Source organism: Streptomyces sp. CB01249 (assembly GCF_001905735.1).
GTDB lineage: Bacteria > Actinomycetota > Actinomycetes > Streptomycetales > Streptomycetaceae > Streptomyces.
This window is the reverse complement of the sequence record NZ_LISW01000001.1, coordinates 651644-678457: the sequence shown is the minus strand read 5'-3', so window position 1 is coordinate 678457 and position 26814 is coordinate 651644. Positions and strand designations below refer to the sequence as shown.

The 26814-nt window shown below is 73.7% G+C and carries 23 protein-coding genes, 1 tRNA gene and 1 pseudogene; 13 read left to right on the top strand and 12 right to left on the bottom strand.

Annotated features, from left to right (window positions below; translation table 11 throughout):
- Nucleotides 1-137: pseudogene (locus AMK18_RS35650) on the bottom strand (ABC transporter ATP-binding protein); the annotation flags it as partial.
- Complete coding sequence (locus AMK18_RS02885; RefSeq protein WP_073861513.1) at nt 134-1207, bottom strand: ABC transporter permease; 1074 nt, start codon at nt 1205-1207, stop codon at nt 134-136. The pseudogene AMK18_RS35650 and the gene AMK18_RS02885, both read right to left, overlap by 4 nt.
- Nucleotides 1208-1316: 109 nt before the next feature.
- Between AMK18_RS02885 and AMK18_RS02880 the strand changes: the two genes are divergently transcribed.
- Nucleotides 1317-2519 carry a sensor histidine kinase gene (locus AMK18_RS02880; protein ID WP_073861512.1) on the top strand — a complete coding sequence of 401 codons (1203 nt, stop codon included), beginning with the start codon at nt 1317-1319 and terminating at the stop codon, nt 2517-2519.
- Nucleotides 2516-3148: a response regulator gene (locus tag AMK18_RS02875; RefSeq protein ID WP_018100493.1), complete on the top strand. Its 633-nt coding sequence runs from the start codon at nt 2516-2518 to the stop codon at nt 3146-3148. Before AMK18_RS02880 ends, AMK18_RS02875 begins: the two co-directional genes overlap by 4 nt.
- 31 nt (nt 3149-3179) lie before the next feature.
- Here AMK18_RS02875 and AMK18_RS02870 read toward each other — a convergent pair whose 3' ends face one another.
- Nucleotides 3180-3494 (bottom strand): DUF5955 family protein, encoded by a 315-nt coding sequence (locus AMK18_RS02870; protein ID WP_026171170.1) that lies wholly within the window; start codon nt 3492-3494, stop codon nt 3180-3182.
- A gap of 185 nt (nt 3495-3679) precedes the next feature.
- Between AMK18_RS02870 and AMK18_RS02865 the strand changes: the two genes are divergently transcribed.
- Together AMK18_RS02865 and aceB are read left to right on the top strand one after the other, a co-directional pair.
- The gene (locus tag AMK18_RS02865) at nt 3680-4273 is read left to right on the top strand and encodes a nucleotidyltransferase family protein (RefSeq protein WP_073861511.1); all 594 of its coding nucleotides are present in this window, start codon (nt 3680-3682) and stop codon (nt 4271-4273) included.
- A 232-nt stretch (nt 4274-4505) separates the two neighbouring features.
- The gene (gene aceB, locus AMK18_RS02860; RefSeq protein WP_018100496.1) at nt 4506-6125 is read left to right on the top strand and encodes a malate synthase A; all 1620 of its coding nucleotides are present in this window, start codon (nt 4506-4508) and stop codon (nt 6123-6125) included.
- Between the two features lie 64 nt (nt 6126-6189).
- Here the strand turns inward: aceB and AMK18_RS02855 are convergent, their stop codons facing one another.
- The 4 genes from AMK18_RS02855 to AMK18_RS02840 all read right to left on the bottom strand — a co-directional run bounded on the left by AMK18_RS02855 (nt 6190) and on the right by AMK18_RS02840 (nt 11070).
- Nucleotides 6190-7086, bottom strand: a complete 897-nt coding sequence (locus tag AMK18_RS02855) for a sucrase ferredoxin (protein WP_018100497.1) — start codon at nt 7084-7086, stop codon at nt 6190-6192.
- On the bottom strand, nt 7083-8294 hold the full coding sequence (locus tag AMK18_RS02850) for a cupin domain-containing protein (protein ID WP_073861510.1): 1212 nt from the start codon (nt 8292-8294) through the stop codon (nt 7083-7085). The genes AMK18_RS02855 and AMK18_RS02850 overlap by 4 nt, the downstream gene beginning before the upstream one ends.
- Nucleotides 8291-8635, bottom strand: a complete 345-nt coding sequence (locus AMK18_RS35580) for a hypothetical protein (protein WP_018100499.1) — start codon at nt 8633-8635, stop codon at nt 8291-8293. Before AMK18_RS35580 ends, AMK18_RS02850 begins: the two co-directional genes overlap by 4 nt.
- Before the next feature lie 146 nt (nt 8636-8781).
- Complete coding sequence (locus AMK18_RS02840) at nt 8782-11070, bottom strand: glycosyl hydrolase family 18 protein (RefSeq protein ID WP_073861509.1); 2289 nt, start codon at nt 11068-11070, stop codon at nt 8782-8784.
- A gap of 212 nt (nt 11071-11282) precedes the next feature.
- Between AMK18_RS02840 and AMK18_RS02835 the strand changes: the two genes are divergently transcribed.
- From AMK18_RS02835 to AMK18_RS02815, 5 genes are all read left to right on the top strand, one after another.
- Nucleotides 11283-11358, top strand: a tRNA-Cys gene (locus AMK18_RS02835).
- Nucleotides 11359-11384: 26 nt separating this feature from the next.
- Nucleotides 11385-12521 (top strand): gala protein, encoded by a 1137-nt coding sequence (locus AMK18_RS02830; RefSeq protein WP_073861508.1) that lies wholly within the window; start codon nt 11385-11387, stop codon nt 12519-12521.
- Nucleotides 12518-14269 (top strand): ankyrin repeat domain-containing protein, encoded by a 1752-nt coding sequence (locus AMK18_RS02825; protein ID WP_073861507.1) that lies wholly within the window; start codon nt 12518-12520, stop codon nt 14267-14269. The genes AMK18_RS02830 and AMK18_RS02825 overlap by 4 nt, the downstream gene beginning before the upstream one ends.
- Entirely contained in the window at nt 14266-15480 is a 1215-nt protein-coding gene (locus AMK18_RS02820; protein ID WP_073861506.1) for an AAA family ATPase, read from the top strand. The genes AMK18_RS02825 and AMK18_RS02820 overlap by 4 nt, the downstream gene beginning before the upstream one ends.
- Nucleotides 15481-15484: 4 nt before the next feature.
- On the top strand, nt 15485-16696 hold the full coding sequence (locus AMK18_RS02815; protein WP_073861505.1) for a vWA domain-containing protein: 1212 nt from the start codon (nt 15485-15487) through the stop codon (nt 16694-16696).
- On the opposite strand, the gene AMK18_RS02810 is transcribed toward AMK18_RS02815, so the two are convergent.
- Complete coding sequence (locus tag AMK18_RS02810) at nt 16693-17673, bottom strand: fibronectin type III domain-containing protein (RefSeq protein ID WP_073861504.1); 981 nt, start codon at nt 17671-17673, stop codon at nt 16693-16695. The two genes, AMK18_RS02815 and AMK18_RS02810, sit on opposite strands and share 4 nt — an antisense overlap.
- A 147-nt stretch (nt 17674-17820) precedes the next feature.
- Here AMK18_RS02810 and AMK18_RS02805 point away from each other — a divergent pair, with 147 nt between their 5' ends.
- Nucleotides 17821-18882, top strand: a complete 1062-nt coding sequence (locus AMK18_RS02805; RefSeq protein WP_241836433.1) for an amidohydrolase family protein — start codon at nt 17821-17823, stop codon at nt 18880-18882.
- A 37-nt stretch (nt 18883-18919) separates the two neighbouring features.
- Nucleotides 18920-19501, top strand: a complete 582-nt coding sequence (locus AMK18_RS02800) for a TIGR03086 family metal-binding protein (RefSeq protein ID WP_073861502.1) — start codon at nt 18920-18922, stop codon at nt 19499-19501.
- Between the two features lie 92 nt (nt 19502-19593).
- On the opposite strand, the gene AMK18_RS02795 is transcribed toward AMK18_RS02800, so the two are convergent.
- Nucleotides 19594-20277 carry an alpha/beta fold hydrolase gene (locus tag AMK18_RS02795; RefSeq protein ID WP_073861501.1) on the bottom strand — a complete coding sequence of 228 codons (684 nt, stop codon included), beginning with the start codon at nt 20275-20277 and terminating at the stop codon, nt 19594-19596.
- A 60-nt stretch (nt 20278-20337) separates the two neighbouring features.
- On the opposite strand from AMK18_RS02795, the gene AMK18_RS02790 reads away from it, so the two are divergent.
- Together AMK18_RS02790 and AMK18_RS02785 are read left to right on the top strand one after the other, a co-directional pair.
- The gene (locus tag AMK18_RS02790) at nt 20338-21168 is read left to right on the top strand and encodes a chitosanase (protein WP_079199211.1); all 831 of its coding nucleotides are present in this window, start codon (nt 20338-20340) and stop codon (nt 21166-21168) included.
- A 114-nt stretch (nt 21169-21282) separates the two neighbouring features.
- Nucleotides 21283-22149, top strand: a complete 867-nt coding sequence (locus AMK18_RS02785) for a chitosanase (RefSeq protein WP_073861500.1) — start codon at nt 21283-21285, stop codon at nt 22147-22149.
- Between the two features lie 58 nt (nt 22150-22207).
- Here AMK18_RS02785 and AMK18_RS02780 read toward each other — a convergent pair whose 3' ends face one another.
- From AMK18_RS02780 to AMK18_RS02770, 3 genes are all read right to left on the bottom strand, one after another.
- A complete protein-coding gene (locus AMK18_RS02780) occupies nt 22208-23602 on the bottom strand; it encodes a nucleobase:cation symporter-2 family protein (protein WP_073861499.1) in 1395 nt (464 codons plus the stop codon).
- Between the two features lie 329 nt (nt 23603-23931).
- Nucleotides 23932-25329: an 8-oxoguanine deaminase gene (locus AMK18_RS02775; RefSeq protein WP_073861498.1), complete on the bottom strand. Its 1398-nt coding sequence runs from the start codon at nt 25327-25329 to the stop codon at nt 23932-23934.
- A 42-nt stretch (nt 25330-25371) separates the two neighbouring features.
- Complete coding sequence (locus AMK18_RS02770) at nt 25372-26769, bottom strand: nucleobase:cation symporter-2 family protein (RefSeq protein WP_073861497.1); 1398 nt, start codon at nt 26767-26769, stop codon at nt 25372-25374.
- Nucleotides 26770-26814 lie beyond the last annotated feature (45 nt).

Genomic DNA, 26814 nt, shown 5'->3' with positions numbered 1-26814 from the left:
GACTTGCCGGAGCCGGACGGGCCGACGACGGCGGTGAGGGTGCCGGCGGGCACGTCGAGCGCGACGCGGTCCAGCGCGGTGAGCCGCCCGTCGCCGTCCGGGTAGGTGAGGGTGACATCGGTGAGCGTGAGGGTCATCGGGCACTCCCGAGCGCGGTGAGCGGGTCGACGGCGGTGATCCGCCGGATGGACAGGGCGGCCCCGGCCGCGCCGAGGGCGATCATCACGGCGGCCGGGACGAGGACCGTCGCCGCGTCCAGGACGAACGGCACGGCCCCTCCGGCGACCAGGGCGCCGATGCCCGAGGCGAGGGCGGTGCCGAGCCCCGTACCGACGGCGAGCATCACGACGGCCTGGCCGAGCGCGTCCCGGAGCAGATAAGGGGTGGAGGCGCCCAGCGCCTTGAGCACGGCGACGTCGCCGCTGCGCTGGATCGTCCAGACGGTGAAGAACGCGCCGATGACCAGGGCGGAGATGGCGAAGAGGAAGCCGCGCATCAGCTGGAGGGAGCCGTTCTCGGCCTGGTAGGAGCCGATGGCGGTCAGCGAGTCGTCCAGCGAGAGCGTGCGGGTGCCGGCCGCCCGGTCACCGGCGGCGAGATCGGCGGCGGAGGTGGTGGTCAGGGCGATCACGGTGGCGCGCCCGTCCCCGCTCCCGGACCGCCGCCAGTCGGCGAGGTCGGTCCATACGACGGGGGTGTGGCTGTACGAGGCGTCACCCGCGACGGCGGCCACGGTGGCCTCCCGGCCGCCGAGGGTCAGCCGGTCACCCTTGCCTACGCCCAGCTCGTCGGCTCCCCCGCGCGAGAGCACCACCTCGCCCGGGCCGACCCGGGCGGGCGCCAGGCCGCTGCCGGGCTCGACGCCGAACGCGGAGACGGCGGCGGTGCGCTTCCCCGTACCGGCGGTGGCGTTCAGGGTGCGGATGCCGAGCGGGTGCGCGGACTCCACGCCGGGCCGCCCGGCCCAGGCGCGTACGGCGTCCTCACCGACGGCCGAGTCGGTGAAGGACACCGACCGGCCGTCCGGCGGGGCGGCGAACGCGAGGTGGTCGGCGTTCAGCCCGGTGACGGCCGAGGTGTTCTCCCGGGCCAGCCCGGCGGTCAGGCCGGACAGCAGGCCCACGAGCAGGGTGATCAGCACGATCACCGTGCCCATGAGCGCGAACCGGCCCTTGGCGAACCGTAGGTCTCTCCATGCGACGAACATGCGTCCAGCGTCGTTTCCGCCCGCCCCGGAAACATCGCCCCCGGGCTGGTGACGACATCAACCTTTCGATTGACCGGCTCCGGGCGGCCCGCGCCTACGCTGGAACATCATGGAAACGCGTGTCCATCCCCCGGTCGCCGCCGCGCTGCGGCTGTGCCTGCACGGGCTGATGCTCGGCCTGCTGGCGCTCGCCGCCGCGAAGGCGTTCACCGACGGCCACCCGCACCCCGGTGCGGTGACGGCGGTCGCCGGGGTGCTCGCTGCGGTGTACGGGGCGGGCGCGGCGGCCCGGTCCGTGCAGCCGGGGACCCGGGCGGGCGCGGGGTGGCTGGCGGTGCTCGGGGTGCTGTGGGCGGCGCTGCTGGTGCTGTCGCCGGACGCGCTGTGGGTGGCGTTCCCGCTCTACTTCCTCCAGCTGCACCTGCTGCCGACGCGCTGGGGCCTGCCCGCCGTGGCGGTGACGGCGGCCGCCGCCATCGCGAGCTTCCTGCTGCACGGGCAGGCGGTCACGCCCGGCACGTTCATCGGCCCGCTGCTCGGCGCGGCCGTCGCCGTCGCCACCGTCCTCGGTTACGAGGCGCTGTTCCGGGAGAGCGAGCGGCGCCGCGAGCTCATCGAGGAGCTGGTCGCGACCCGTGCGGAGCTGGCCGAGGCGGAGCGCACCGCCGGCACGCTGGCCGAGCGCGAGCGGCTGGCCCGGGAGATCCACGACACCCTCGCCCAGGGCCTGTCCTCCATCCAGCTGCTGCTGCGCGCCGCCGAACGGGCGCTGCCCGAGGACGCCCCGGCCGCCGCCCATGTGCACCGGGCGCGCGAGGCGGCGCAGGACAACCTCGCCGAGGCGCGCCGCTTCGTCCGTGCGCTGACCCCGCCCGACCTGGCGAACGGCTCCCTGACGGCCGCCCTGGAACGGCTGTCGGCCCGCTCCACCACGCCCGCGCTCACCGTGCGGTTCGCGGTCAGCGGCACACCGGTCGAGCTGCCGACGCCGTATGAGGTGGCGTTGCTGCGGACCGCCCAGTCGGCGCTGTCCAACACCGTGCGGCACGCCGGGGCGGGGCGGGCGGAGATCACCCTGAGCTTCATGGACACCTCGGTGTCGCTGGACGTGGTGGACGACGGACGCGGCTTCGCGCAGGACGTCGCGGCGGCCGGTGCCACGGAGTCCGGCGGCTTCGGGCTGCCCGCGATGCGCTCCCGGGCCCGGTCGCTGGGCGGCACCCTGAGCGTCGAGTCGGCGCCCGGCCAGGGCACCGCGGTCGCGCTGACGCTGCCGCTTCCGGTGGGCCGGGCCGGACGGGAGGCGGCATGAGCGGGCCCGTCCGGCTGCTGCTCGCCGACGACCATCCGGTGGTACGGGCGGGGCTGCGGGCCGTCCTGGACACCGAGCCGGACTTCCGGGTCGTCGCGGAGGCCGCCACCGCCGAGGAGGCGGTCGCCCGGGCGGCGGCAGGCGGCGTGGACGTCGTGCTGATGGACCTCCAGTTCGGCGCCGGGATGCACGGCTCGCAGGCGACCGCCGCGATCACGGCGGCGCCGGACGCGCCCCGGGTGCTGATCCTGACGACCTACGACAGCGACGCGGACATCCTGGCGGCGGTCGAGGCGGGGGCGGCGGGCTATCTGCTGAAGGACGCCCCGCCGGAGGAGCTGGCGGCCGCGGTCCGTACGGCGGCGGCCGGGCGTTCCGCGCTGGCCCCGGCCGTCGCGCACCGGCTGATGGACCGGATGCGTACCCCCGCCCAGGCGCTCACCAAGCGCGAGCTGGAAGTGCTGCAACTGGTCGGCGAGGGGCTGTCGAACGCGGAGATCAGCAAGCGGCTGTTCCTCAGCCAGGCGACCGTGAAGTCCCACCTGGTGCACATCTACGCGAAGCTCGGCGTCGACTCGCGCACGGCGGCCGTGGCGGCGGCGACGGCCCGCAGGCTCATCCGCCGCTGAACGGCCGAAGGCGCCCGGCTCCCCCGCCCGTTCAGCGCTGCGGCGGCTCGCCGAAGAGGTCGACGGCGACCCGGACGTCGCGCAGGGCCGCTGCCAGGGCGCTGACCGAGCCGATCGCCCCCGCGATCAGCAGCAGCGAGCGGCGCAGCCGGGGGATCTCGGGCGCCCCGCTGAGCGCCATCGCGTCCAGCGCGGCGAGCTCGTCCTCGGCGATGGCCCGGTCGGGGAACTGCCCGGGGTGGCCGGCCAGGGCCCGCCGGAGCCGGGAGACCGCGGTACGCAGCTCCGCCACCCTGGGGTCCTCACCGCTGCCGGTCACCCGCTCCTGCCCGACGCTCTTCAACAAAGCTCCCCCTCGCACGTCCTTGTGCCAGTGTCGTTCCGACCGGTCCCGGGACCGTGGTCAAGTGTCCGGGGATGCGGGCAAGTTAACGCCATAAAAGGTGTCGGGCGCCACTCCGCGTGCGTAACACGCGCCGCAGAGGTACGAGGCGGTGGGCGGGAGCGGCCGCCGTGGGGTATCCAGGCGGCATGACACACGCACAGATCGCCGGACTGCTGCTCGCCGCGGGCGGCGGCCGCCGGCTCGGCGGACGCCCGAAAGCCCTGCTGGAACACCGTGGCGGACTGCTCGTCGAGCACGCGGTACGCACGCTGCGCGAGGGCGGCTGCGGCCCGGTCCATGTGGTGCTCGGCGCCTCGGCCGACGAGGTGCGGGCCCGGGCCCGGCTGGAAGGCTGCGGCGTGAGCGTCAACCCGGAGTGGACCGAGGGCATGGGCTCGTCGCTGCGGACGGGGCTCGACGCCCTCGCGGGGACGGGCGCGGACGCGGCGCTCGTGCTGCTGGTCGACCAGCCGGGGATCGGGGCTGAGGCGGTGGCCCGGGTGTGCGCGGCGTACCGGGACCGGACGAGCCTGGCGGCGGCCTCGTACGCGGGAGAACGCGGGCATCCGGTGCTGTTCGGGGCGGACCGGTGGGCGGATATCGCGGCGGGTGCGGTGGGCGACCAGGGGGCACGCGGTTATCTGCGGGCACACCGGGCGGCGCTGGCGCTCGTGGAGTGCGGCGACGTGGCACAGGCGTACGACATCGACACCCCGGCGGACCTCTCGCACCTGGAGTGAACGCCCTGGCACGCTGCGCCAGCGCGCGGGCCGTTCTGTCGACCCGAAGAATCTCGACATCAACAAACCATTGAACTTCCACCATGAGGAAACTACTATCCACTGTTCAGAAGCCCTCTGCACCTCAGACGGCGGCCACAGCCGTATCCCGGAGCCCTGGCACGCCGTGCCGAATCGGGCGGCCCGGCGGCCGTGACGCCGTCCGCACCGCCCGCTGAAGGAGTGACAGCTCATGTCCGCACCAGCGCCGTCCTCGCTGGCCATCGTCGATGCCGAGCCCCTGCCCCGGCAGGACGAGGTCCTGACCCCCGCGGCCCTCGCGTTCGTGGCCGAGCTGCACCGCCGGTTCACGCCCCGGCGGAACGAGCTGCTCGCCCGCCGCGGTGAGCGCCGCGCCGAGATCGCCCGCACCTCCACGCTGGACTTCCTCCCGGAGACCGCGGCGATCCGTGCGGACGACTCCTGGAAGGTCGCGCCGGCCCCGGCCGCGCTGAACGACCGCCGGGTGGAGATCACCGGTCCGACCGACCGCAAAATGACCATCAACGCCCTGAACTCGGGCGCGAAGGTCTGGCTCGCCGACTTCGAGGACGCCTCGGCCCCCACCTGGGAGAACGTGGTCCTCGGCCAGCTCAACCTGATGGACGCGTACAACCGCTCCATCGACTTCACGGACCCGAAGTCCGGCAAGTCCTACGCGCTGAAGCCGGCCGAGGAGCTGGCGACCGTCGTCACCCGCCCGCGCGGCTGGCACCTGGACGAGCGCCACCTCCAGCTCGACGGCACCCCGGTGCCCGGCGCGCTGGTCGACTTCGGCCTCTACTTCTTCCACAACGCCCAGCGCCTCATCGACCTCGGCAAGGGCCCGTACTTCTACCTGCCGAAGACGGAGTCGCACCTGGAGGCGCGCCTCTGGAACGACATCTTCGTCTTCGCGCAGGACGAGCTGGGCATCCCGCAGGGCACCGTCCGCGCCACGGTCCTGATCGAGACGATCACCGCCGCGTACGAGATGGAGGAGATCCTGTACGAGCTGCGCGACCACGCCTCCGGGCTGAACGCGGGCCGCTGGGACTACCTCTTCTCCATCGTGAAGAACTTCCGTGACGGCGGCGCCAAGTTCGTCCTGCCGGACCGCAACGCGGTGACGATGACCGCCCCGTTCATGCGCGCGTACACCGAACTCCTCGTGCGCACCTGCCACAAGCGCGGCGCGCACGCGATCGGCGGCATGGCGGCCTTCATCCCGTCCCGGCGCGACGCCGAGGTCAACAAGGTCGCGTTCGAGAAGGTCAAGGCCGACAAGGACCGCGAGGCGAACGACGGCTTCGACGGCTCCTGGGTCGCCCACCCGGACCTCGTCCCGATCGCCATGGCCTCCTTCGACGCGGTCCTCGGCGAGAAGCCGAACCAGAAGGAGCGCCTGCGCGAGGACGTCTCGGTGGCGCCCGGCGACCTGATCGCCATCGACACCCTGCACGCCAAGCCCACGTACGAGGGCCTGCGCAACGCCGTCGCCGTCGGCATCCGCTACATCGAGGCGTGGCTGCGCGGCATGGGCGCGGTCGCCATCTTCAACCTGATGGAGGACGCGGCCACCGCCGAGATCTCGCGCTCGCAGATCTGGCAGTGGATCAACGCGGACGTGGTCTTCGAGAACGGCGAGCACGCCACTGCGGACCTGGCCCGCAAGGTCGCCGCCGAGGAACTGGCCGCGATCCGCGAGGAGATCGGCGAGGAGACCTTCGCCGCCGGCCAGTGGCAGGAGGCCCACGACCTCCTCCTCCAGGTCTCCCTGGACCAGGACTACGCGGACTTCCTGACCCTGCCCGCGTACGAGCGGCTGCGCTGACGTCCGTACCTCCGCACGGAGACCCCGCCCCCTGGCATACGCCTCCGGGGCGGGGTTTCCGCGTTCAGCCGACCCGGATCGCGGTGACCTCGTGGACCATGGCCGCGCTCGTCGCCGGGCCGTTGCAGGTGAGTTGGTGGGGTGGGGCGCGGTGGGCGGTGACCTCCACGTCGTACGCGGTCGCCTCGGGAGCCGGGCCGGTGAGGCGGATCAGCCAGTGCTGTCCGGCCCGGGAGGTGCCGGTGACCGTGTAGGCGTGGCGGCCCGCCGGGCCGAAGCGGGCGAGCACCGCGGCGACGGCCGCCTGCTGGGCCGGGAAGAGGTCGGTGTACCCGCGCAGGTGGGCGGCGTGGACGCGGTCGGCGAGGTGCTGTCCGACCACGGTCACGGCCGAGGTGGCGTCCAGGCCGCCGTAGTAGACGCCGTCGGGCGCGACGAGGACGTTGGCGGCGAACCGGTCGCCGCCCACATGGGTGCACTCCCACACCAGGTCCGGCCACCGCTCGGCCAGCGTGCGGGCCGCCGGGCGGCCGCGCAGGGCGCAGCAGGTGTCGTGCCTTCCGTGGGCGCAGACGAGGACGACCGGCGGGTGCCCGGGTTCCCCCGGCGAGCCGAGCGCGGCGGCGGCGAGCGCCAGATCCTCGTCCCGCTCCCAGGTCCCCCACTGCTGGCGGTGGGCGCCGGTGCCGTCGTAGCGCAGGACGGCCCAGCGCGGGGGGCCCGCGCCCTCGGGGCGGCGGCCGTGGCGGCGGATCAGGAGGATGCGGGCGCGCACCGTCCGGGCCGCCTCGTAGAGCAGGGACTTCGTCACGGGGTCCAGCGCGAGGCCGTCGTAGCCGTTGGCCGGCCAGGGCGCGTGGTACTCGACGAGGACCCAGACCAGGCCGTACGGGGCGGTGCCCGGGAGCGCGTCGCCGCGGGCCCGGGCGGCGTCGGCGCAGAAGAAGCGTTCCGCGCTCACTGAGCGGCCGGGACGAGGACACCGGCGCGCAGCAGCCTCCCCGCGCAGGCGAGGCCGAGGTCGCCCGCGGTGCGCACCTCACCGGCGAGCAGGCGGGCCAGGGCGGGCAGGTCCGCGTCCGGGAAGTCCAGCCATCCCACGCGGGTGACCAGGCGATGGCCCTCCAGGCGGGCTTCCAGCGCGCCCCGGAGGCGGACCGGGGTGCCGGGGGCGAGGCCGTCGACGGCGGCGAGCTGGGCGAGCGGGCCGAGCGGGGCGGGGCGGGCCTGGGCGCGCCGGGTGCGGTGGACGTGCGGGGCGGGGTCGGCGGCGGTGAGGGCCGCGAGGAGTCGTTCGCGTACCGGAGCGGTCTCCGCGTCCGGGTCCGCCGGGCCCAGCGGCAGGGAGCCGCGCATCCAGGGGTCGTCGCGCAGTTCCGCGAGCGCGGCGCGCATCAGCTGTTCGGCGAGGGCGTACCGGGTCCAGGTGTGGACGCCGAGCGTCAGGTGGACGGAGACCTCGCCCTGCGCCTCGGCGGCATGCAGCCAGCCGCGCGGGAGGTAGAGGACGTCGCCCGGTCCGAGCACGGTGTCGAGATACGGCTCGCCCCCGGCGGCCTCGGCGACGGCGCCGCGGTGGTCGGTCCAGGGCTGGTCGCGCAGCGGGTCGGGGTACACGGGGCGGTGGACGATCCAGCGCTTGGTGCCCTCGGTCTGGAGCACGAAGACGTCGTGCACGTCGTAGTGGGCGTCGAAGCCGCGGTTCTGCGGCGGGGTGACATAGGCGTTGGCCTGCACCGGGTGGCCGAGTTCGGCGGCGAGCGCGGCGGTGAGGTCGCCGACGGGGGCCCAGGTGCGCTGGAGCGCCTGCAGGACGAGGGTGGCGCCGTCGGCGAACTCCCGCCACAGGGCGGTGTCGTCGGCCTGGTCGCCGATGGTGGCGCCCACCCCGGCGGGCGAGGTGAAGGAGGAGTCGGGCAGCGTGGCGCCGTTCTTGGCGACGCGGAGGAACGGCGTACGCAGTCCGCGCCGCGAAACGAGTTCGTCCACGGCGGCGGCCGGGAACAGGTCGGAGAAGTCACCGGCCCGGCGGGTGAGCAGCGCCTCGCGGCCCCAGAAGTCGCGGGCGAACGCCTCCCGGCTCGTGCCGGGCGTCAGACGCGACTCCAGGACCCCGGGGGCCGCGCTCGCGGCCGGGGGGTCCTGGGTGCCGGTCGGGGTTGTGCTCAAGAACGGTCCGCGCCGCCGTCGGCCCCGCCGTCGTGGACACCCGGGGTGCCTGCGGCGCCGCCGTCGGCCGGACCCTCGGCGCCACCGTCCGCGCCGCCGTCGTGGACGCCCGGAGTACCGGAGGCGCCACCGTCGGCCGGACCTTCGGCACCACCGTCGGCGCCTCCGTCGGCACCGCCGTCCGCGCCACCGTCATGGACGCCCGGCGTACCGGACGCGCCGCCGTCCGCAGGGCCCTCGGCCCCGCCGTCGGCGCCGCCGTCGTGGACGCCGGGCGTGCCCGCCGCGCCCCCGTCCGCGGGGCCTTCCTGCTGGTTCGGGTCCTGCTCGGGGCTGGTCATGGTTCCTCCCGCGCATCGAACGGCTGGGGCCGGACCCGTAGCGGGGCCCGGTGGTGAGGCACGGCGGTACCACGGGGGCACCGCCGCGACCAGCCTACCGCTATGGGCGGTAAGTCTCGATTTGAGGGAAATCAGACGGTAGCGGGCTATTTCAGCCCGTTGTCCAGGGCGCCCATCAGCGTGCCCTGGGTGGTGTCGCCCGACATCTCCCAGACCATGACGCCGAGCAGCCCCTTGTCCTTCACATAGTCCGTCTTCTTGCCGATGGACCAGGTGTCGTCGAAGGACCACCACTGGCTTCCGGTGTAGCCGTAGGTCGAGATGGACTGCTCGTCGTGATGGACCGTCATCGTCGGATAGGCGCCGATGAGGTTCGAGTAGCCCCGGGTGCCGGCCTCCTCGGCGAACTGCCCGGGGGCCGCCCCGCCCGCCGGCTGCCACTCGCCCGCGACGCCGCCGTCGGTGACGCCCTGCCAGCCCCGCCCGTAGAAGGGGATGCCGAGGGTCAGCTTGCGGGGTTCGACGCCCGCGTCGGTGTACGCCTTGATGGCGGTGTCGGCGCTGAAGTGGAAGTCGTACGGGTCCTGGGTGTCGTTGTAGAGGTTGGCCTGGTGGCCGGTGCGGTTCGGTTCCCAGGAGTTGTCGCTGCCGGAGCCGTGGAAGTCGTAGCCCTGGACGTTGGCGACGTCGAGGGAGTCGAAGACCTTGGACAGGTCCCAGCCCTCGTCGATCTTCTGCGGGTCGGCGGGGGTGAAGGCGGTCAGCAGGCGGTGACCGCCGCCCAGCGCGTCGAGCTGCTTGCGGAACTCGGCGAGCAGCAGGGTGAGGTTGTCCTTGTCGTCGGGCGAGTAGTGGTTGCCGGGGTGCCCGGTGCCGGTGCCCGGCCACTCCCAGTCGATGTCGAAGCCGTCGAAGATCCCGGCCGCGCTGCCCGGGCCGCCCGCACCGTTGTACTCGGGCAGGTTGCCCTTGATGTACATGTCGATGCAGGAGGAGACGAACTTCTTGCGGGCGGCGTCGGTGGCGGCGACGTCCGAGAAGTACTTGGAGTACGTCCAGCCGCCGAGCGAGACCACGATCTTCAGGTCGGGGTGGAGCTTCTTGAGCTTCTTCAGCTGGTTGAAGTTGCCGCGCAGCTTGCCCCAGCCGTCGTCCGCGACCCCGTCCACGGACTGCGAGGCGCTGAACGGGCGGGCATAGTCGGCGTCCGCGTCACCCGCGCCGGTGCCCTGTTCCGGGTCCTGGGGGTCGGCGGTGGTGCCCTTGGTGACGCCGTTGAGGCAGGTGAGGTTGTTGGGGTCGATGTTGGCGAAGGCGTAGTTGACGATGTCGAGCTTGGCTGCGGCGCCGGAGGTCTCCAGGTTCTTGACGAAGTACTGGCGGCCGTAGATGCCCCACTGGACGAAGTAGCCGACCTTCGCGTAGTTCCCGGCGCCGACGATGTCGTCGGTCTTCACGGTGAGGGCGTTGCTCGCCGGGGAGGCGTTGTCGGCGGCGTCCCGGGCCTTCACCGTGAAGGTGTACGAGGTGGAGGGCGACAGGCCCCCGACGGTCGCGGTGGTCGTGGTGCCGGAGACCGTGGTGGCCAGGGCGGAGCCCCGGTAGATGTCGTACGCGGCGACGCGCTGGTTGTCCGTCGACGCGGTCCAGGCCAGCGTCACGGACGAGGAGTCGGTGGCGGTGGCGTGCAGGGCGCCGGGGGCCGTCGGGGCCGAGGTGTCGGTGGCCGGGTCGACGGTCGTGACGGTCAGCGGGGCGCTCTCGGCGGAGACGTTGCCCCGGGTGTCCTTGGCCCGGACGGTGAACGCGTAGGCCGTGGCCGGGGTCAGGCCGGTGACGGTGGCGGAGGTGGCCGCGGTGGCGGAGCCGACGACCTTGCCGCCCGCCAGGATGTCGTACGAGGCCACGGGGAAGTCGCCCGCGGTGGCGGCCGTCCAGGACAGCGACGCGGTGCGGGCGGTGACATCGGTCTGCTTCAGCCCGCCGGGCACGCCCGGGGGCGCGTCCGCGGAGCCGTCGCACTTGTCGCCGTTGATCCGGCACCCGGTCGGTGCGGTGATCGGGCCGGTGGCGACGAACCAGAAGCTGTACGGCTCGGTGCTGCTGTGCGCGGCGACCGTGCCGTTGTAGTGCGCGTTGACGGCGGTGATGTGGCTGCCCTGGGCGGTGGTGGTCCCGTTGTACGAGGACTGGATGGCGACCCCGGAAGGCAGGTCGAACTCCAGGCTCCAGCCGGTGACGGCGGTGTCCGTGTCGTTGCGCAGGACGTAGGTGCCCTTCCACCAGGGGCCGTTGTCGGCGGAGGTGAAGGTCGCCGTGAGCTTGCCCGCCGCGTGCGCGGGGACCGCTTGCAGGGACAGGAGCGTGAGGAGGAGGCCGAGAACGGCGAGCAGTGCGGTCGCCGTTCTCCGTCTGAGTGGCATGTGCTCGAACATGGTTTCTCCCTTACGGCAGGGACCGGTGAGGCGGTCCTCGGGGAGGTGCGGATGTCGTTCCATGGAGCACACGGGAACGTAATTGGTCTGGACCAAGTCGTCAATAGGTACAGACCACTTGAGAATTGGGCGCGGCTCGGTCATGGGCGCACGCGCAACCGTGGGTGCAGGTGTGCGAATTGATCGTCGTCCTGGTTAGGATCACCGACGGCAAGGCTGTAGCGCAGAGGTCGTCGCGCCCTAGCTGCAAGCTGGAGGACGTCGGTTCGAATCCGACCGGCCTTGCCACCTTTTCGTAGACGCGGGGGTAAGAGATGTCTGGGCCGATTCCGGTGCGCTGTCCGGCCATTGAGCATCCGGACCTGCCCCTCGCCGACCCGGTGCTGCTCGGGCCGCTGCTGGGACGGCTGGCGGCGGCGGAGCCGGTCGGGGCCGACGAGACGTTCCCGCTGGGCGCGCTGCGCGCCGACGGGCGCGTCGATCTCTGCAAGCAGGGGCTCGGCGCGGCCGGCGCCGCCCGGATCATGCCCGCCCTCGCCCGCTCCCCGCACGCCACCCACGCGCTCCTCGGCACCAACTCCCTCGGGGACGAGGGCGCGCAGGCGGTGGCGGCGGCGACGGCCGGGTCCGCGCACGGGCTGCACACCCTCTACCTCGGCTGCAACCGCATCGGCGCCGAAGGGGCCACCGCCCTCGCCACCGCCCTGGCCGACGACACCACCGTCCGGGCCCTCTGGCTCAAGCGCAACCCGCTCGGTGACGTGGGCGTCCGCGCCCTGCTCCCGATGCTGCGCCGCAACACCGCACTGCGCACCCTCGACCTGGTCAACACCGGGATCACAGCCGAGGGTCTGGCCGCCCTGCTGGACGTCCTGTCCACCCGTCCGCGCCCCGTCGAACGGCTCTTCCTCGGCGGCAACGGGCTGGGCGCCGACGCCGCGCCGCTGCTCGCCCGGCTGATCCTGGACGCGGGGGTGCGGGAGCTGTACCTGCCGTCCAACCACCTCGGCGACGAGGGCGCCGCCGTCCTCGCGGGCGCCGCCGACCCGTCCCGCCCGGTCCGGCTCGGCCTGGGCGGCAACGGCATCGGACCCGAGGGAGCCCGCGCCCTGGCCGGGGCGCTCGACGGGATCGAGGCGCTCGACCTGGGCCGCCCGCCCTCGGAACGCAGCCTGGACGCCCCGCCCAACGTCACCGGGGACCCCGGGGCGCACGCGCTGGCCGAGGCGCTGCCCGGCAGCCCGCTGCGCCGCCTCGAACTCAGCCACACCGGGCTGACCGGCCGTGGGGCGAAGACCCTGCTCGCCGCCGTCGCGCCCGGGTCCCGGCTGGAGTACGTGGGGCTCGGCCCCGGGCTGCCGCGCCGGGTGAAGCGTTCCTTCGCGACGCTGCTGCGCCCGGACGGCGGGGCCCACGCCGATCTGCGCGCGGTCAGGAGCCTGTACCGATGAGCCGGGGTGGCACCGCCCTGTTCCTCTCCTCGGAGCAGGCGGCGAGCCGGCGCCAGGTCCGCCGCTACGCCGTGCCGCGCTCCGTGATCGAGGAGTCGGCCGCGCTGCGGGAGGCCGGCGACTGGCGCGGAGCCTGCGCGGCGGCGGGCTTCGACGTGCGCGTCGACCCGGACCGGGTCTCCGCCCGGTACGGCGCCGAGACCGCCGAAGCCCTCCTCGCCGACCTCCGGGACCTGGTGCCGGACCTGCTGCGCTGGCACCTGCCCCGGATCCTCGCGGGCCGCTCGACCCTGGCGACCGACCGGACCGTCCTCCTCGCGGGCTACGACTCCGCGCCCGGCGCATATCTCCAGCTGTCCACCCCGGCCATGGTCGACGGCCCCCAACGCCTCCCGCTGCGCTTCGGCCCGCCGAAGCGCCGGGCCGCGTACGGACTCACCGACGACTGGCGGTCGCTCGGGCACCTGTGGCGCGCGAGCGAGGCCGGTGAGCTGCGCGCCCGGGCCGGCGGCGCCGACCGGCTGCCGTTCCTCGCGGCCGACGGCACCCCGCTCCCGGCGGACCTGCTCCCGCCGGACGAGGACCCGGGCAGCGGCGACCCGGTGGCCCGCGCCGAGTGGATCAGTCTGCTGTACGCGGACGAGCGGATCGCCGACGCGCTGGCGGCGGCCGGGATCGAGTGGGACCCGACACCGCCGGAGATGCCCTCGTACTACCGGACCACCCCCGAGACGATCGTGGCCGGCCTCGCGCTGGACGTGGCGCGGCTGGAGGCGGAGGTGCGCCGGTTCGCGGAGCTCACCGGGGCCGAGCTGTTCCAGATCGGCCAGGACTGGCGGGCGCGCGTCCGGCTCGACTTCACCGGCCCGGGGCTCGGTGGCCGACTGCGGATCAGGCTCGTCGCCCGCGACGCGGCCGACGGCGCGGTCCTCCTGCCCGAGGCGGTCTGGCGCAGGGTGCCCGACCTGGAGCTGCTGGCCGACGGCATCCTGACCCCCGCGGACCTGCACCCGCTGGTGACCCGGTCGCTCTTCCCGGACCACGCGGGGCCGTCCGGGCCGCCCGGGGTCGCGCCGCCCGCCCCGGCGCGGGTGCGCTGCCGGGGCGAGTGGCACGAAGTCGGCTTCCGGGACGGGACGCTGGCCTCCCCGCACACCGCGCAGGAGCGGCAGCGCGAGAGCGCCCTGCGCGCGTTCGGCGGGGCGGTCACCGGCTGCTTCGCCGTCGAGCACGCCTGCCTCACCGGCACCGGCCGGCTGCCCCGGGCGCTGGCCGCCCAGCGGCGCGACCTCTTCCTGCGCGCCCAGCACGGGGACACGGCGGGGGTCGTGGCGCTGCTGGACGCGGGCGTCGACCCGCGCGTCCGGGACGGCGGCCGGCACACGCTGCTCCACGTCCTGCCCCTGCTCGACCACACCGTGCTGCTCCCCCGGCTGCTGGCGGCCGGGCTCGACCTGGAGGCCAGGGACCACCGGGAGCGCACCCCGCTGAGCGCCGCCGTCTCGGGGCGCGGGACGGCGGCGCTCGTCCGGGACCTGCTCGACGCGGGCGCCCGGATCGACGTGACCGACCAGACCGAACTCTCGCTGGAACAGATGATCCGCAAGTACCGGCGGACCGATCTGAGGTTCCTCGCGGAACGGGTGCTGAAGGAGCATCCGGACGCCGGCTCGGAGTGGTGGGACGAGTGGGACGAGGACGAGGACCACGACGACGCGTACGACGAAGAGGAAGGTGAGGACGCGTGAGCACCGTGGCCCCCGGCGTCCCCGCCCAGGCACCGCCGCACCCGCTGGACGCCGCCGACGCGCTCAACGGGCGGCTGCGCGCCACCCGGACCGAGACGGTCGCCAACCCCCAGCTCGAAGCGCTGGCCCTGGCGGTGACCGCCAATCAGCCGGTGCTGCTGTGGGGCGAGCCGGGCATCGGGAAGTCGGCGGGGCTCGAACAGCTCGCGGCGGGCCTCGGCCTGGACCTGGAAACCGTCATCGCCAGCGTGCACGAGCCGTCGGACTTCGCGGGGCTGCCCGTCGTCGGGGACGACCCGGCCGCGACCGGGGTGCCGATGGCGCCGCCGGACTGGGCGGTCAGGCTCGCCCGGAAGGGCCAGGGTCTGCTGTTCTTCGACGAGTTGTCGTCCGCTCCCCCGGCCGTGCAGGCCGCCCTGCTGCGGGTCGTCCTGGAACGCCGGGTGGGCAGCCTGAAGCTCCCCGACGCCGTGCGCATCGTCGCGGCGGCCAATCCGCCGTCGAGCGCGGCGGACGGCTGGCACCTGAGCCCCCCGCTCGCCAACCGCTTCGTGCACCTGCACTGGACGCACGACCCGCGCACCGTGGCACGCGGCATGGCCGGCACCTGGCCCGAGGCGCCCGTCCCCGTGGTCGATCCCGCCCGGACCGCCGGAGCGGTGGCCCGGGCGCGGGGCGCGGTCTCCGGATTCCTCACCGCGCGCCCCGGTCTGGTGCACCACCTCCCGGCCGACGCGGAAAACCGGGGCAGGGCCTGGCCGTCGCCCCGGACCTGGGACATGGCGCTGCGGCTGCTCGCCACCGGCTACGCGACCGGCACCGGCCGGGACGCCGTCGCCGCCGCCCTGACGGGAGCCGTCGGGGACGGGGCGGGCATCGAGCTCCTGTCGTATCTGGAGAATCTGGACCTGCCCGACCCGGACCGGGTGCTGGCCGATCCGGAGGCCTTCGCCCTGCCCGACCGCGGCGACCGGCAACTGGCCTTCCTGATCGCGGTGGTGGCCGCCGTGCAGGCCGAGCCGACGCGTCGCCGCTGGGAGGCGGGCTGGGCGGTGCTGGCGAAGGCCGTCGCGGCGGGCGTCCCGGATGTGGCGGCCCGGGCGGCGATGGACCTGGCGGCGATGCGGGACACCGACTGGCCGGTGCCGGAGGGCATCGACGCCTTCCTGGAACTCCTCCAGCTCTCCGGCGCGCTGCCGGGAAGCGCCTGAGGCCGTGCCCGTACCCGAGAAGCAACCGGAAGGGCACGCCGCGCGGCTCACACTGGACCACACCAAGCTGCTCGCCGCGCGCTACCGGGCGGCGAGCGACCGGCCCTACCTCGCAACGGCGTTGTACGCGCTGTCGGTGGTGGAGAGCGACAGGGTGCCGACGATGGGGGTGGACCGGCACTGGCGTTGCTATGTGTCGCCCGCGTTCGTGGAGCGGACGCCCGTCGCCGAGCTGGCCGGGGTATGGGTGCACGAGGTCGCGCATCTGCTGCGCGACCACCACGGGCGGGCCGCCCGGCTCCCGGCGGCCGACCAGCGCGACGCGCACCGGGTCAACGTCGCCCAGGACTGCGAGATCAACGACGACCTGATCAGCGACGGGCTCCCGCTGCCGGAGGGCCGGATGGAGCCGGGGCTCTTCGGGCTGCCGTCCGGTCAGCTCTTCGAGACGTATCTGCCCGCCCTGCCGCCGGGGCCGCCGCCGCACAACTGCGGTTCGGGCGCGCACGGCCACCCCGAGCCGTGGGAGCTGCCCGGTGCGGAGGGGCCGTCCCCGCTGGGCGCGACGGAGGCGGAGGCGCTGCGGAGGCGTACGGCCGAGTCGATGCGGGCCCACCAGCGCACCCGGGGCACGCTTCCGGCGGGCTGGCGGCGGTGGGCCGAGGAGGTCCTGGAACCGACCGTGGACTGGCGGCAGGCGCTGGCCGGTGCGGTACGGGAGGCGGCGGCCTGGGCCTCCGGGGCGGTGGACTACACCTACCGCCGCCCGTCCCGCCGCAGCGCGGCCCTGCGCGGCGTCGTCCTGCCGACGCTGCGCCGCCCGCTGCCCCGGGTGGCCGTCGTGGTCGACACCTCGGGCTCGATGGGCGACGACGAACTGGCGGCCGCGCTGGGCGAGGTGACCGGAGTGCTGCGCGAGGTGGGCATCCGGGGCAACCGGGTCTCCGTGCTGGCCTGCGACGCCGATGTGCACGCCGTCTCCCGGGTGACCTCCGCCGACCAGGTCGCGCTGGGCGGGGGTGGCGGCACCGACATGCGGGTGGGCATCGCCCGGGCGCTGGCCGCGCCGGAGCGCCCCGGCATCGTGGTGGTCCTCACCGACGGGCACACCCCGTGGCCCGACGAGTCGCCCTCGTGCCGACTGGTCGCCGCGCTCATCGGGACGGACGCCCCGCAGCCGCCGTCGTGGATCGAGACGGTCCGGGTCCCCCTCTAGTCACCGAGGACCACGGTGCGGGCCGCCGAGAAGTCGCCCCACTTGCCGTCCGGGAGCTTGGCGCGGAGCTTCATCGCATAGCGGGTGCCGCGTGGGTCGTTGACGGTGAGTTCGTAGTGCGCCCGGCCGGCGGGCGGCTCGCCTCCCCAGACGATCGTGGTGGTCAGCCTGCCGTTGATGTAGAGCTGGTACGCGGGGATCTTGCCGCCCGTCTCGGGCTGCTTCCAGTCCAACTCGACGGTGTGCTCCTTGCCCTCGGCCCGGTCGGTGATCCGCAGGTCGGTCGGGGCGGTGGAGGCGGGCGCGCCGGGGGCCGATGCGGTGGTGAGGTCGAGGCTCGCACTGTCCGGCGACGAGGTGTCGGCCGCGTCCCGGGCCCGCACGGTGAACGTGTAGATGGTGCCGGGGCGCAGTCCGGTGAGCCGCGCGGTGGTCTGCGTACCGGGCACGCTGTGGATGCGGGAGCCCTCCTGGTAAATGTCGTACGCGGTGACGCCGACGTCGTCCGTGGAGCCGCCCCAGGACAGGGTGGCGGCACGGCTGCCGTCCACCTTGCCGCGCAGTTTCACCGGCCGGGTGGGGGCCTCGTGGTCGGCGGGGGTCGGGGCGGGGGTGGTGACGGACGCGGCGGCGCTCGGCGCGGAGAGGTTCCCGGCCGCGTCGCGGGCGCGGACGGTGAAGGTGTAGGCGGTGGACGCGGTGAGCCCGTCTATGTCGATCATCACCCGGCTCGCGGACACCGACTTGACCTTCTTGCCCTGGCGGTAGACGTCGTACCCGGTGACGGCGGTGTCGTCGGTGGCGGCCTTCCACATGACGTGCGCGGAGGTGGCGCTGCTCGCCTGCGCGGTCACCCCGTGCGGTGCGGTCGGCTCACTGGTGTCCGCGTGGGCCTCGGAGCCACAGGCGGTGGTGAGCGCGGCGAGGAGCAGGGCGGCCGAGCAGGCCGATGCGGCATGCGTGTGGGGGGATCGCACGGGTCTTGCCTTCCATCCGGGAGCAATGGTCCAGACCTGTATCGCATGGGCCGGGGGTCGCCGACAAGAGGACGGAGCCGAACCTTCCGCAATGTGCCGGTGTGCCCCGCCCCTTGGCGGGCGCGGCGCCTGACGTACCGTCGGCGGATGCTGTGCGTACGAGGTGTGGTGCTGCCGGAGCGCGAGGAACGGTCCTTCTGGATCGAGGGCGAGGTACTGCGCGAGGGCGCACCGCCGGGCGGATTCGCGGGGCGGCACGCCGAGACCGTGGTCGACGGCGGCTGGCTGCTGCCCGGCCTGGTCGACGTACACACGCACCCCGGGGCCACCGACACGAGCGAGCCGTTCAGCGAGGAGCTGCTGCGCGAACAGCTGCGCGCGCACCGGGACGCCGGGGTCCTCGCCGTCCGCACACCGGGCACGGCCGCGCGGATGCCGTCCTGGGTGGACGAGGACCGGGAGCTGCCCCGGGTCACATCGGCGGGCCGGTGGCTGGCCACCCCCGGCAGGTTCATCCCCGGCTTCGGCCGGGACATCACCGAGGCGGAGCTCGTCCGGGCCGCCGTGGAGGAGTCGGCGGCCTCCTCCGGCTGGTGCAAGGTCGTCGGGGACTGGCGGCAGGACGAGTCCCCGGTGCCCCTCGCGCTGCTCACCGAGGTGGTGACCGCCGTCCACGCGGCGGGCGGCAAGGTCGCGGTGCACTGCCAGACCGCCGAGGGAACCCGCAACGCGGTCCTCGCCGGGGCGGACAGCCTGGAGCACGGCATGCATCTGGATCCCGGGCTGCTGGACCGGATGGCGGCGCAGGGCACGGCGTTCGTGCCGACACTGGCGGCGTTCGGCAGGGGCGTGGACGCGATGCGGGCGCGGGAGCCGAGTGTGCGCCGGGATCTGTGGCTGGCCGGCTGGGAGTCCATGTTCGGCAACGTCCGTGCCGCCCACGAGGCGGGCGTCACGGTGCTGGCCGGCACCGACTCGTTCCCCTGCGGGACCGTCGCGAGCGAGGCGTCCTGGCTGCTCCGGGCCGGGCTGCCCGCCGAGGCGGCGCTCGGCGCGGCGTCCTGGACGGCCCGGTCGTGGCTGGGCCTGCCGGGTCTGGTGGACGGAGCCCCGGCCGACCTGGTCGCGTACGACACCGATCCGGCCGCCGATCCGGCGGTGCTCGACCACCCCCGCCGGATCGTTCTGCGGGGACACGTGGTGCGCTGACCGATGAGGTGGCGGCGGTCGGGCAGTCTGCACCGGTATGGACACACAACCGCTCGACCTCGAACCGGCCGCGCGCCGGATCACCGCGCAGCTCGACGCCGTGGACGACGGCGCGCTGGGGGCCGCGACCCCCTGCCCCGGGGTGACCGTGGGCGCCCTGCTCGCCCATATCGAGGGCCTGGCCGTCGCCTTCCGCGACGCCGCCCGCAAGGAGCCGGGACCGGCCACCGACTCGGCGCCCTCCGTGGAGTCCGGCGTCCTCGAAACCGGCTGGCGGACCACGCTGCCCACCGCGCTCGACGGGATGGTGGCCGCCTGGCGCGCCCCCGACGCCTGGGAGGGCATGACCAGGGCGGGCGGCGTGGACCTGCCCGGCCAGGTCGCCGGGATGGTCGCGCTCAACGAGCTGGTCCTGCACGGCTGGGACCTGGCGAAGGCGACCGGGCAGCCCTTCGACGCCGAGGACGCCCACCTGCGCAACACGCTCGCGCTGCTGGCGGACCAGGGCGACGACCCGTCCCCGTTCGGGCCGCCGGTGCCGGTCGCCGGTGACGCGCCGCTGCTGGACCGGGCGGTGGCACGGGGCGGGCGACGGCCGGACTGGCGGCCGGAGGGCTGAGGGGAGCGGGGAGTCGGGGCGCGGGCCAACGGCGCACGCCCCCGTCCCGCGGCGGGCCCGGCCCCACGGCGTACGCGCCGGAGCGCGCGCCCTCAGCTCGTGAAGAACTCCGTGATCCGCTGAGCCGTCTGCTCCGGATCGGCCTCGTGCGGACGGTGCCCGCCGCCCATCGTGACCAGGTGGCAGTCCGGGATCATCGACGCCATGTCCTGGAGGCGCCCCTGCGGCATCGTGCTCGCCGGTCCGCCCGCCAGCATCAGCGTCGGCGCGACGATCTCCCCGAGGCCCCGCGCCCACGCCGGATCGGGGTCCGCCAGCTCGCCGTTGACCGACGCGAGCACCGCCTCGTCGTAGTCGGCGGGCCCGTCCGGCTCGACGGCGGGGCCCGCCGCCCCGGGGAACGGCGGCGGGGTCTCCACCAGCACCAGCCGCTCCACCCGGTCCGGGTACTCCTGGGCGAGGAGGTGGGCGACGACCCCGCCCATGCCGTGGCCGACCACGCCCGCCCGGTCCAGTTCGCACTCGTCCAGGAACCCGAGCACGTCGTCGCGCATCAGCTCCAGGTCGTACTCGTCGGGCCAGTCGCTCTCGCCGTGGCCGCGCAGGTCGATTCCGTACACCCGCCACTCCCGCCCCAGCAGGCTCCCGGCCGCTTCCCAGCTCGCCGCGCTCGCGCCGAGATCGTGCAGCAGTACGACGGGGGACCCGAACGGGTCACCCCAGCTCCGGTACGCCAGCCGCACATCGCCGACATCCACCACAGACTGATCATCCATGCCCCCGACGCTACCGCCGAATGCGCCGGGATCACGCCGCTGGCCTGGCAGGCTGGACCGGTGAAGCTCACCCCGCGCGCCCTGGTCACCCCGCTCGCCGCCCTCCTGATGTCCGCCACGACGCTCACCGGCTGCGCCCAGGCCGGGGGTTCCTCCGGCAAGGGACCGGCGGACGGGCTCGCCGCCCCGGCGAAGAAGGACATCGCCATGCAACTCGTCTCCAGCGCGGAGAACTCCACGCTGGACTGGAAGGCGCAGTACAAGTACATCGAGGACATCGGGGACGGGCGCGGCTACACGGGCGGCATCATCGGCTTCTGCTCCGGCACCGGCGACATGCTCCGGGTCGTGGAGCGGTACGCGAAGTCCCGGCCGGGCAACCCGCTGGAACGGTTCCTGCCCGCGCTGCGGAAGGTGAAGGGCGGCGACGCGCACACGGGGCTGGGCACCCCGTTCACCCGGGCCTGGGCCGAGGCGGCGAAGGACGCGAGGTTCCGGGAGGCGCAGGACGCCGAGCGGGACGCCTCGTACTTCGATCCGGCGGTGCGCCGGGCGAAGGAGGACGGGCTGGGCACGCTGGGCCAGTTCGTCTACTACGACGCGTACGTGATGCACGGGGAGGCCGACGCGGAGGGCACCACCGGTTTCCGTACGATCCGGAGCCGGGCGCTCGACGCGGCCAGGGCCCCCGCGGACGGCGGCGACGAGACCGCGTATCTCGACGCCTTCCTCGACGCCCGGGTCGACGCGATCCGCGAGGAGCCCTCGCACAGCGACACCAGCCGGGTCGAGACCGCGCAACGGGTCTTCCTGGACCGGGGCAATCTGGACCTGGACCCGCCGCTGGCCTGGAAGGTGTACGGCGACAGCCACGAGATCAAGCGCTCCTAGCCCGGCCCGTACCGCTCAACTCACCTGTGTCGAAGGGGTGTACGACCACCGTTCGATCCTGATAGGAAAGCTTCCTAACAGAACAGCGGAACGACGAACTCCCTTGGAGGACAGGTGTACGCTCCCCACAAGCGCACCGCACGTCGCACCACCCGATCCGTGCGCCTCGCGCTCGTCGCGCTCGGACTGACCCTCACGGCGGTGCCCGCCACCGCCTTCGCCGGCACCACCTCCGCCCCCACGGCGGTGGCTCACCACCAGGAGGCGGCCTCGACCGGTCTCGACGATCCGGCGAAGAAGGACATCGCCATGCAACTGGTCTCCAGCGCGGAGAACTCCTCGCTGGACTGGAAGGCGCAGTACGGCTACATCGAGGACATCGGCGACGGCCGCGGCTACACCGCGGGCATCATCGGCTTCTGTTCCGGCACCGGCGACATGCTCGACCTGGTCGAGCTGTACACGCAGCGCAAGCCGGACAACGCACTGGCCGGATATCTGCCGGCCCTCCGCGAGGTGGACGGCAGCGACTCGCACGACGGTCTCGACCCGGGCTTCCAGGACGCCTGGGAGACGGCCGCCCAGGATCCGGACTTTCAGCAGGCGCAGAACGACGAGCGCGACCGGGTGTACTTCGACCCGGCCGTCAGCCGGGCCAAGAGCGACGGGCTGGGCACGCTGGGCCAGTTCGCGTACTACGACGCCATCGTGATGCACGGCGACGGCGGCGACAGCACGAGCTTCGGGTCCATCCGGCAGCGGGCCCTGGCGCAGGCGCAGCCGCCGTCCCAGGGCGGTGACGAGGTGGCCTACCTCGACGCGTTCCTGGACGCGCGGGTCTGGGCCATGGAGCAGGAGGAGGCCCACTCGGACACCAGCCGGGTGGACACCGCCCAGCGGGTCTTCCTGCGCAACGGCAATCTGAACCTGGACCCGCCGCTGGACTGGAAGGTCTACGGGGACAGCTTCCACATCGGCTGAGACCGGCTGTGGCGCGTACGGCCAACCCCCGTACGCGCCACGGCTCGCTGACTGTACGTCAGTGCGCGGCCACCTCCATCGCCTTCGCCGGGTCGTGGCCGCCGGGCGCGGTCCCCGCCGCCTCCGGCTCCGCTTTGCGGCCGAGGTGGTTGAAGGCCAGGTTGAGGACGATCGCCACCACGCAGCCCGTCGAGATCCCGGAGTCCAGGACGACCAGGAGGTCCTTCGGGAAGGCGTGGTAGAAGTCCGGCGCCGCGATCGGGATCAGCCCGACCCCGACGGCCGCCGCGACGATCAGCGCGTTCTCGCCCTTCTCCAGCGCGGCGCCGGCCAGGGTCTGGATGCCGCTCGCGGCCACCGAGCCGAACAGCACGATGCCCGCGCCGCCGAGCACCGGCAGCGGCACCAGCGCGATGACGGACGCGGCCACCGGGACCAGGCCGAGCAGGATCAGGATGCCGCCGCCGGCCGCGACCACGAAGCGGCTGCGCACCTTGGTCATCGCGACCAGGCCGATGTTCTGCGCGAAGGCGCTGCACATGAAGCCGTTGAACAGCGGGCTGATGGCGCTGCCCAGGGTGTCGGCGCGCAGCCCGCCCTCGATGGTCCGTTCGTCGGCGGGGCGGTCCACGATCTTGCCGAGGGCCAGCATGTCCGCCGTGGACTCGGTCATACAGACCAGCATCACGATGCTCATCGAAACGATCGCGGCGATCTCGAACTGCGGGGCACCGAAGTGGAACGGGGTGGGGAAGCCGATCGCGTCCGCGTTCTTGATGGCGCCGAAGTCGGTGATGCCGACGGGGATCGCGATGAGCGTGCCGATGATCAGGCCGAGCAGGATGGCGATCTGCTGGAGGAAGCCGCGCAGCAGTTTGCGCAGGGCCAGCACGACGACGAGGGTGACCGCCGCCATGGTGATGTTGGTGGTGGACCCGTAGTCGTGGGCGGTCGCGTTGCCGCCCTGGGACCAGTTGAAGGCGACCGGCAGCAGCGAGACACCGATGAGGGTGATGACCGTGCCGGTGACCACGGGCGGGAAGAAGCGGACCAGTTTGCAGAAGTAGGGCGCGAGGACGAAGCCGAGGAGGCTCGCCACGATGATCGCGCCGAAGATGACGGCGATCCCGTCGTGCCCCCGGTCCTTGCCGATCGCCACCATCGGGGTCACCCCGGCGAACGAGACGCCGTTGACGAACGGCAGCCGGGCGCCTATCCGCCAGAAGCCGAGCGTCTGGAGCAGGGTGGCTATGCCCGCGGTGAACAGGCTCGCCCCCATCAGGAACGCGGTCTCCTTGGGGGTGAGGCCCACGGCGGGCCCCACGATCATGGGCGGGGCCACCACGCCCGCGTACATCGCGGCCACGTGCTGGAGGCCGCTGGTGAACATCTTCAGCGGGGGGAGGGTCTCATCGACCGGATGCTTCCGGTCGGACGGGGCCGTCTCCGGCACACCGTCGTTGTGGGGGGTCGCACTTGCGTCGTCGCGAAACCTGGGCGTAGCTGCCACGGCGGTTCCTCCGGTCGGTTACACGTCGGCGGTGACGTGGGGTTCAGGGAGGTGGTGCCGGGGCCGGTCCGCCGGACCGGGCCCCGTTGCTGCGGTGGTGCGGTGAGGCAGGTCGAACGGCTGGTGCGGGCAGCCGGGGTCGCCGGTGCGGGAGGCGCGTGCGCGTGGGCGGCGCGCCTCCCGCACCGGTTGCCGCGGACCCCGCTCGGGTCCGCGGCGGCCGGGACGAGGGCCGTCCCCCTCGTCCGGCCGTTTCAGGGGCCGCCGGGCCGTCAGGCTCCGGCGGCGATCTGCGCGAGGCGGCGGGCCTCGTCGCGGGTGGCGCGGGCGATGGCCTCCTCGTCGGCGGTGACCAGGCGGCCGGACTCCACGACCGGCTTGCCGTCGACCAGCGACAGGGTGACCGGGGCGGCGGCGCCGAAGACGAGCGCGGTGACCGGGTCGGCGATGGAGGCGTGGGCGAGGGTGTCCAGCTTCCACAGGACCAGGTCGGCGAGCTTGCCGGCCTCCAGCGAGCCGGTCTGCGCGGCGCGACCGAGGACCTGGGCGCCGCCGTAGGTGCCGAGGCGCAGCGCCTGACGGGCGTTCAGGGCGCGTTCGCGGTGCGGGCCGAGGCGGTTGATGAGGAGGGCGTTGCGCAGTTCGGTGTGGAGCTCGCCGGACTCGTTCGACGCGGTGCCGTCGACGCCGAGGCCGACCGGGACGCCTGCGGCGAGCATGTCCGGGACGCGGGCGATGCCTGCGGCGAGGCGGGCGTTGGAGGACGGGCAGTGGGCGACGCCGGTGCCGGTGCGGGCGAAGGCGGCGATGTCGGAGTCGTTCATGTGGACGCAGTGCGCCATCCACACGTCCTCGCCGAGCCAGCCGGTGGACTCGAAGTAGTCGGTCGGGCCCATGCCGAACAGCTCGTGGCAGAACTTCTCCTCCTCCACGGTCTCCGAGCCGTGGGTGTGCAGCCGCACGCCCTTGCGCCGGGCCAGTTCGGCTCCCTGGCGCATGAGTTCGGTGGACACGGAGAAGGGCGAGCAGGGCGCGACGGCGACCTGGGTCATCGCGTCGAAGGAGGCGTCGTGGTGGGCGTCGACGGTCGCCTCGGTGGCGGCGAGCGCGCCTTCCAGGGTCTCCACGGCGAAGTCCGGGGGCAGCCCGCCGTCCTTCTCGCTGCGGTCCATGGAGCCCCGGGCGAGGGTGAAGCGTACGCCCATGTCGCGGGCGGCCCCGATGATGGCGCCGGACAGGTCGCCGGAGCCCTTCGGGAAGACGTAGTGGTGGTCCATCGCGGTGGTGACGCCGCCGAGCGCCATCATGGCGAGCGAGCCCTGAGCGGCGGCGCGGGCCATCGGCTCGTCGATACGCGCCCACGTCGGGTACAGCGCGACCAGCCAGTTGAAGAGGTTGTGGTCCGTGGCGAGGCCCCGGGTGATCCACTGGTAGAAGTGGTGGTGCGTGTTGATCAGGCCGGGGGTGGCCAGGTGGCCGGTTCCGTCGATCCGGCGTACGACGTTCTCCAGGCCCTCGGGTGCCCGGCCGGCGCCGACGGACTCGATGCGGTTCCCGGCGACGACGACATAGCCCGAGGCGTACTCGGTGTCGGCGGCGTCGACGGTCGCGATCGAGCAGTTCTCGATGACGATGCGCTCCACCCGGTCGGGGGCTGCCGGTGCTGCCATGGTGCTTCCTTCTCTCATGCGGGATGTGGGCACGGCAGGACCCTAGGAGGATTTGAGTGCCACGGCGGTGCGGCCGTGGGTGCCGAGATGGTGGAAGAACAGGTTGAGCAGGACCGCGACGAGCGCTCCCGCACTGATTCCGGAGCCCAGGACGGTCTGGGCCCAGGACGGGAAGTCGGCGTAGAACCCGGGCGCGGCGAGCGGGACGATGCCCGCGCCGAGGGCCACGGCGACCAGGATGATGTTGGAGCTGTCGTCCAGGCCGGCTTCGGAGAGCGTACGGATGCCGCTGACGGCGATCGAGCCGAAGAGGACGATGCCGGCGCCGCCGAGGACGGGCATCGGGACGAGCGAGACGACCGCGCCGAGCACCGGGAAGAGCCCGAGGACCAGCAGGGCGCCTCCGGCCGCGGCGACGACGTAACGGCTGCGGACCTTGGTCAGCGAGACGACGCCCACGTTCTGCGCGAAGGCGCTGGTGGGGAAGCCGCCGAAGACGGGGCCGATGAGCGTGGCGAGGCCGTCGGTGCGCAGCCCGCGGGTGAGGGTGCGTCCGTCGGTGCGGCGGTCGCAGATCTCACCGACGGCCAGCATCCCGGCGGACGACTCCGTCATAAGGACGAGCATCACGATGCACAGCGAGAGAATGGCGGCCGGCTGGAACTCCGGCGCGCCGAAGGCGAACGGGGTCGGCACGGCCGCGAGCGGTGCGTCGCGCAGCGCGGAGAAGTCGGCGAGGCCGAACGGCACAGCGGCCAGTGTGCCGACCAACAGGCCCATCAGCAGCGCGACTTGGCGCAGGAAGCCCCGGCCGAAGCGCTGGATCAGCAGGATCACGACGAGGGTGAACGCGGCGAGCGCGAGGTACTTCATGTCGCCGAAGTCGGTGGCGTTCTTGTCGCCGCCCTGCGCCCAGGAGACCGGTACGGGCATCAGGGTGACCCCGATGAGGGTGATGACGACGCCGGTGACCAGGGGCGGGAAGAAGCGCAGGAGTCTGCCGAAGAACGGCCCGACGGCCAGGCAGAACACTCCGGCGACGAGCACCGCGCCGTAGATCGCCGGGAGTTGGTGTCCTGGCGCGCTGGTCTCGGCGATGGCGAGCATCGGGGCGATCCCGGCGGAGGACGCGGCGTTGACGAACGGCAGCCGGTTGCCTGCGAAGCCGCCGATGCCGAGGGTCTGGAGCAGGGTGGCGCAGCCGGCGATGAGGAGGCTCGCCGCGATGAGCCGGGTCATGCCCGCCGCGTCCAGGCCGACGGCCTGACCGATGATCAGCGGAGGGGTGACGACGCCCGCGTACATGGCGGCGATGTGCTGGAGCGCGGCCGGCAGGAGCCGCGAGGGGGTGAGTTTCTCGTCCACCGGATGCACCGCACGCTCCGGCGGGGTGGAACAGGGGCCTTCTGCTTCCGCGGGCCCGGATGCTGGCTGTGCCATGAGGGTTCCCTCCGGCCCGGCCGGTGCCCGTCCGTGAGGAACGGG

Coding starts and splice junctions, on each gene's coding strand:
- AMK18_RS02830 (WP_073861508.1), top strand. CDS start 11,385: ATGTCTGGGCCGATTCCGGTGCGCTGTCCGGCCATTGAGCATCCGGAC.
- AMK18_RS02865 (WP_073861511.1), top strand. CDS start 3,680: ATGACACACGCACAGATCGCCGGACTGCTGCTCGCCGCGGGCGGCGGC.
- AMK18_RS02805 (WP_241836433.1), top strand. CDS start 17,821: ATGCTGTGCGTACGAGGTGTGGTGCTGCCGGAGCGCGAGGAACGGTCC.
- AMK18_RS02885 (WP_073861513.1), bottom strand. CDS start 1,207: ATGTTCGTCGCATGGAGAGACCTACGGTTCGCCAAGGGCCGGTTCGCG.
- AMK18_RS02795 (WP_073861501.1), bottom strand. CDS start 20,277: ATGGATGATCAGTCTGTGGTGGATGTCGGCGATGTGCGGCTGGCGTAC.
- AMK18_RS02770 (WP_073861497.1), bottom strand. CDS start 26,769: ATGGCACAGCCAGCATCCGGGCCCGCGGAAGCAGAAGGCCCCTGTTCC.
- AMK18_RS02825 (WP_073861507.1), top strand. CDS start 12,518: ATGAGCCGGGGTGGCACCGCCCTGTTCCTCTCCTCGGAGCAGGCGGCG.
- aceB (WP_018100496.1), top strand. CDS start 4,506: ATGTCCGCACCAGCGCCGTCCTCGCTGGCCATCGTCGATGCCGAGCCC.
- AMK18_RS02875 (WP_018100493.1), top strand. CDS start 2,516: ATGAGCGGGCCCGTCCGGCTGCTGCTCGCCGACGACCATCCGGTGGTA.
- AMK18_RS02880 (WP_073861512.1), top strand. CDS start 1,317: ATGGAAACGCGTGTCCATCCCCCGGTCGCCGCCGCGCTGCGGCTGTGC.
- AMK18_RS02800 (WP_073861502.1), top strand. CDS start 18,920: ATGGACACACAACCGCTCGACCTCGAACCGGCCGCGCGCCGGATCACC.
- AMK18_RS02775 (WP_073861498.1), bottom strand. CDS start 25,329: ATGGCAGCACCGGCAGCCCCCGACCGGGTGGAGCGCATCGTCATCGAG.
- AMK18_RS35580 (WP_018100499.1), bottom strand. CDS start 8,635: ATGACCAGCCCCGAGCAGGACCCGAACCAGCAGGAAGGCCCCGCGGAC.
- AMK18_RS02840 (WP_073861509.1), bottom strand. CDS start 11,070: ATGTTCGAGCACATGCCACTCAGACGGAGAACGGCGACCGCACTGCTC.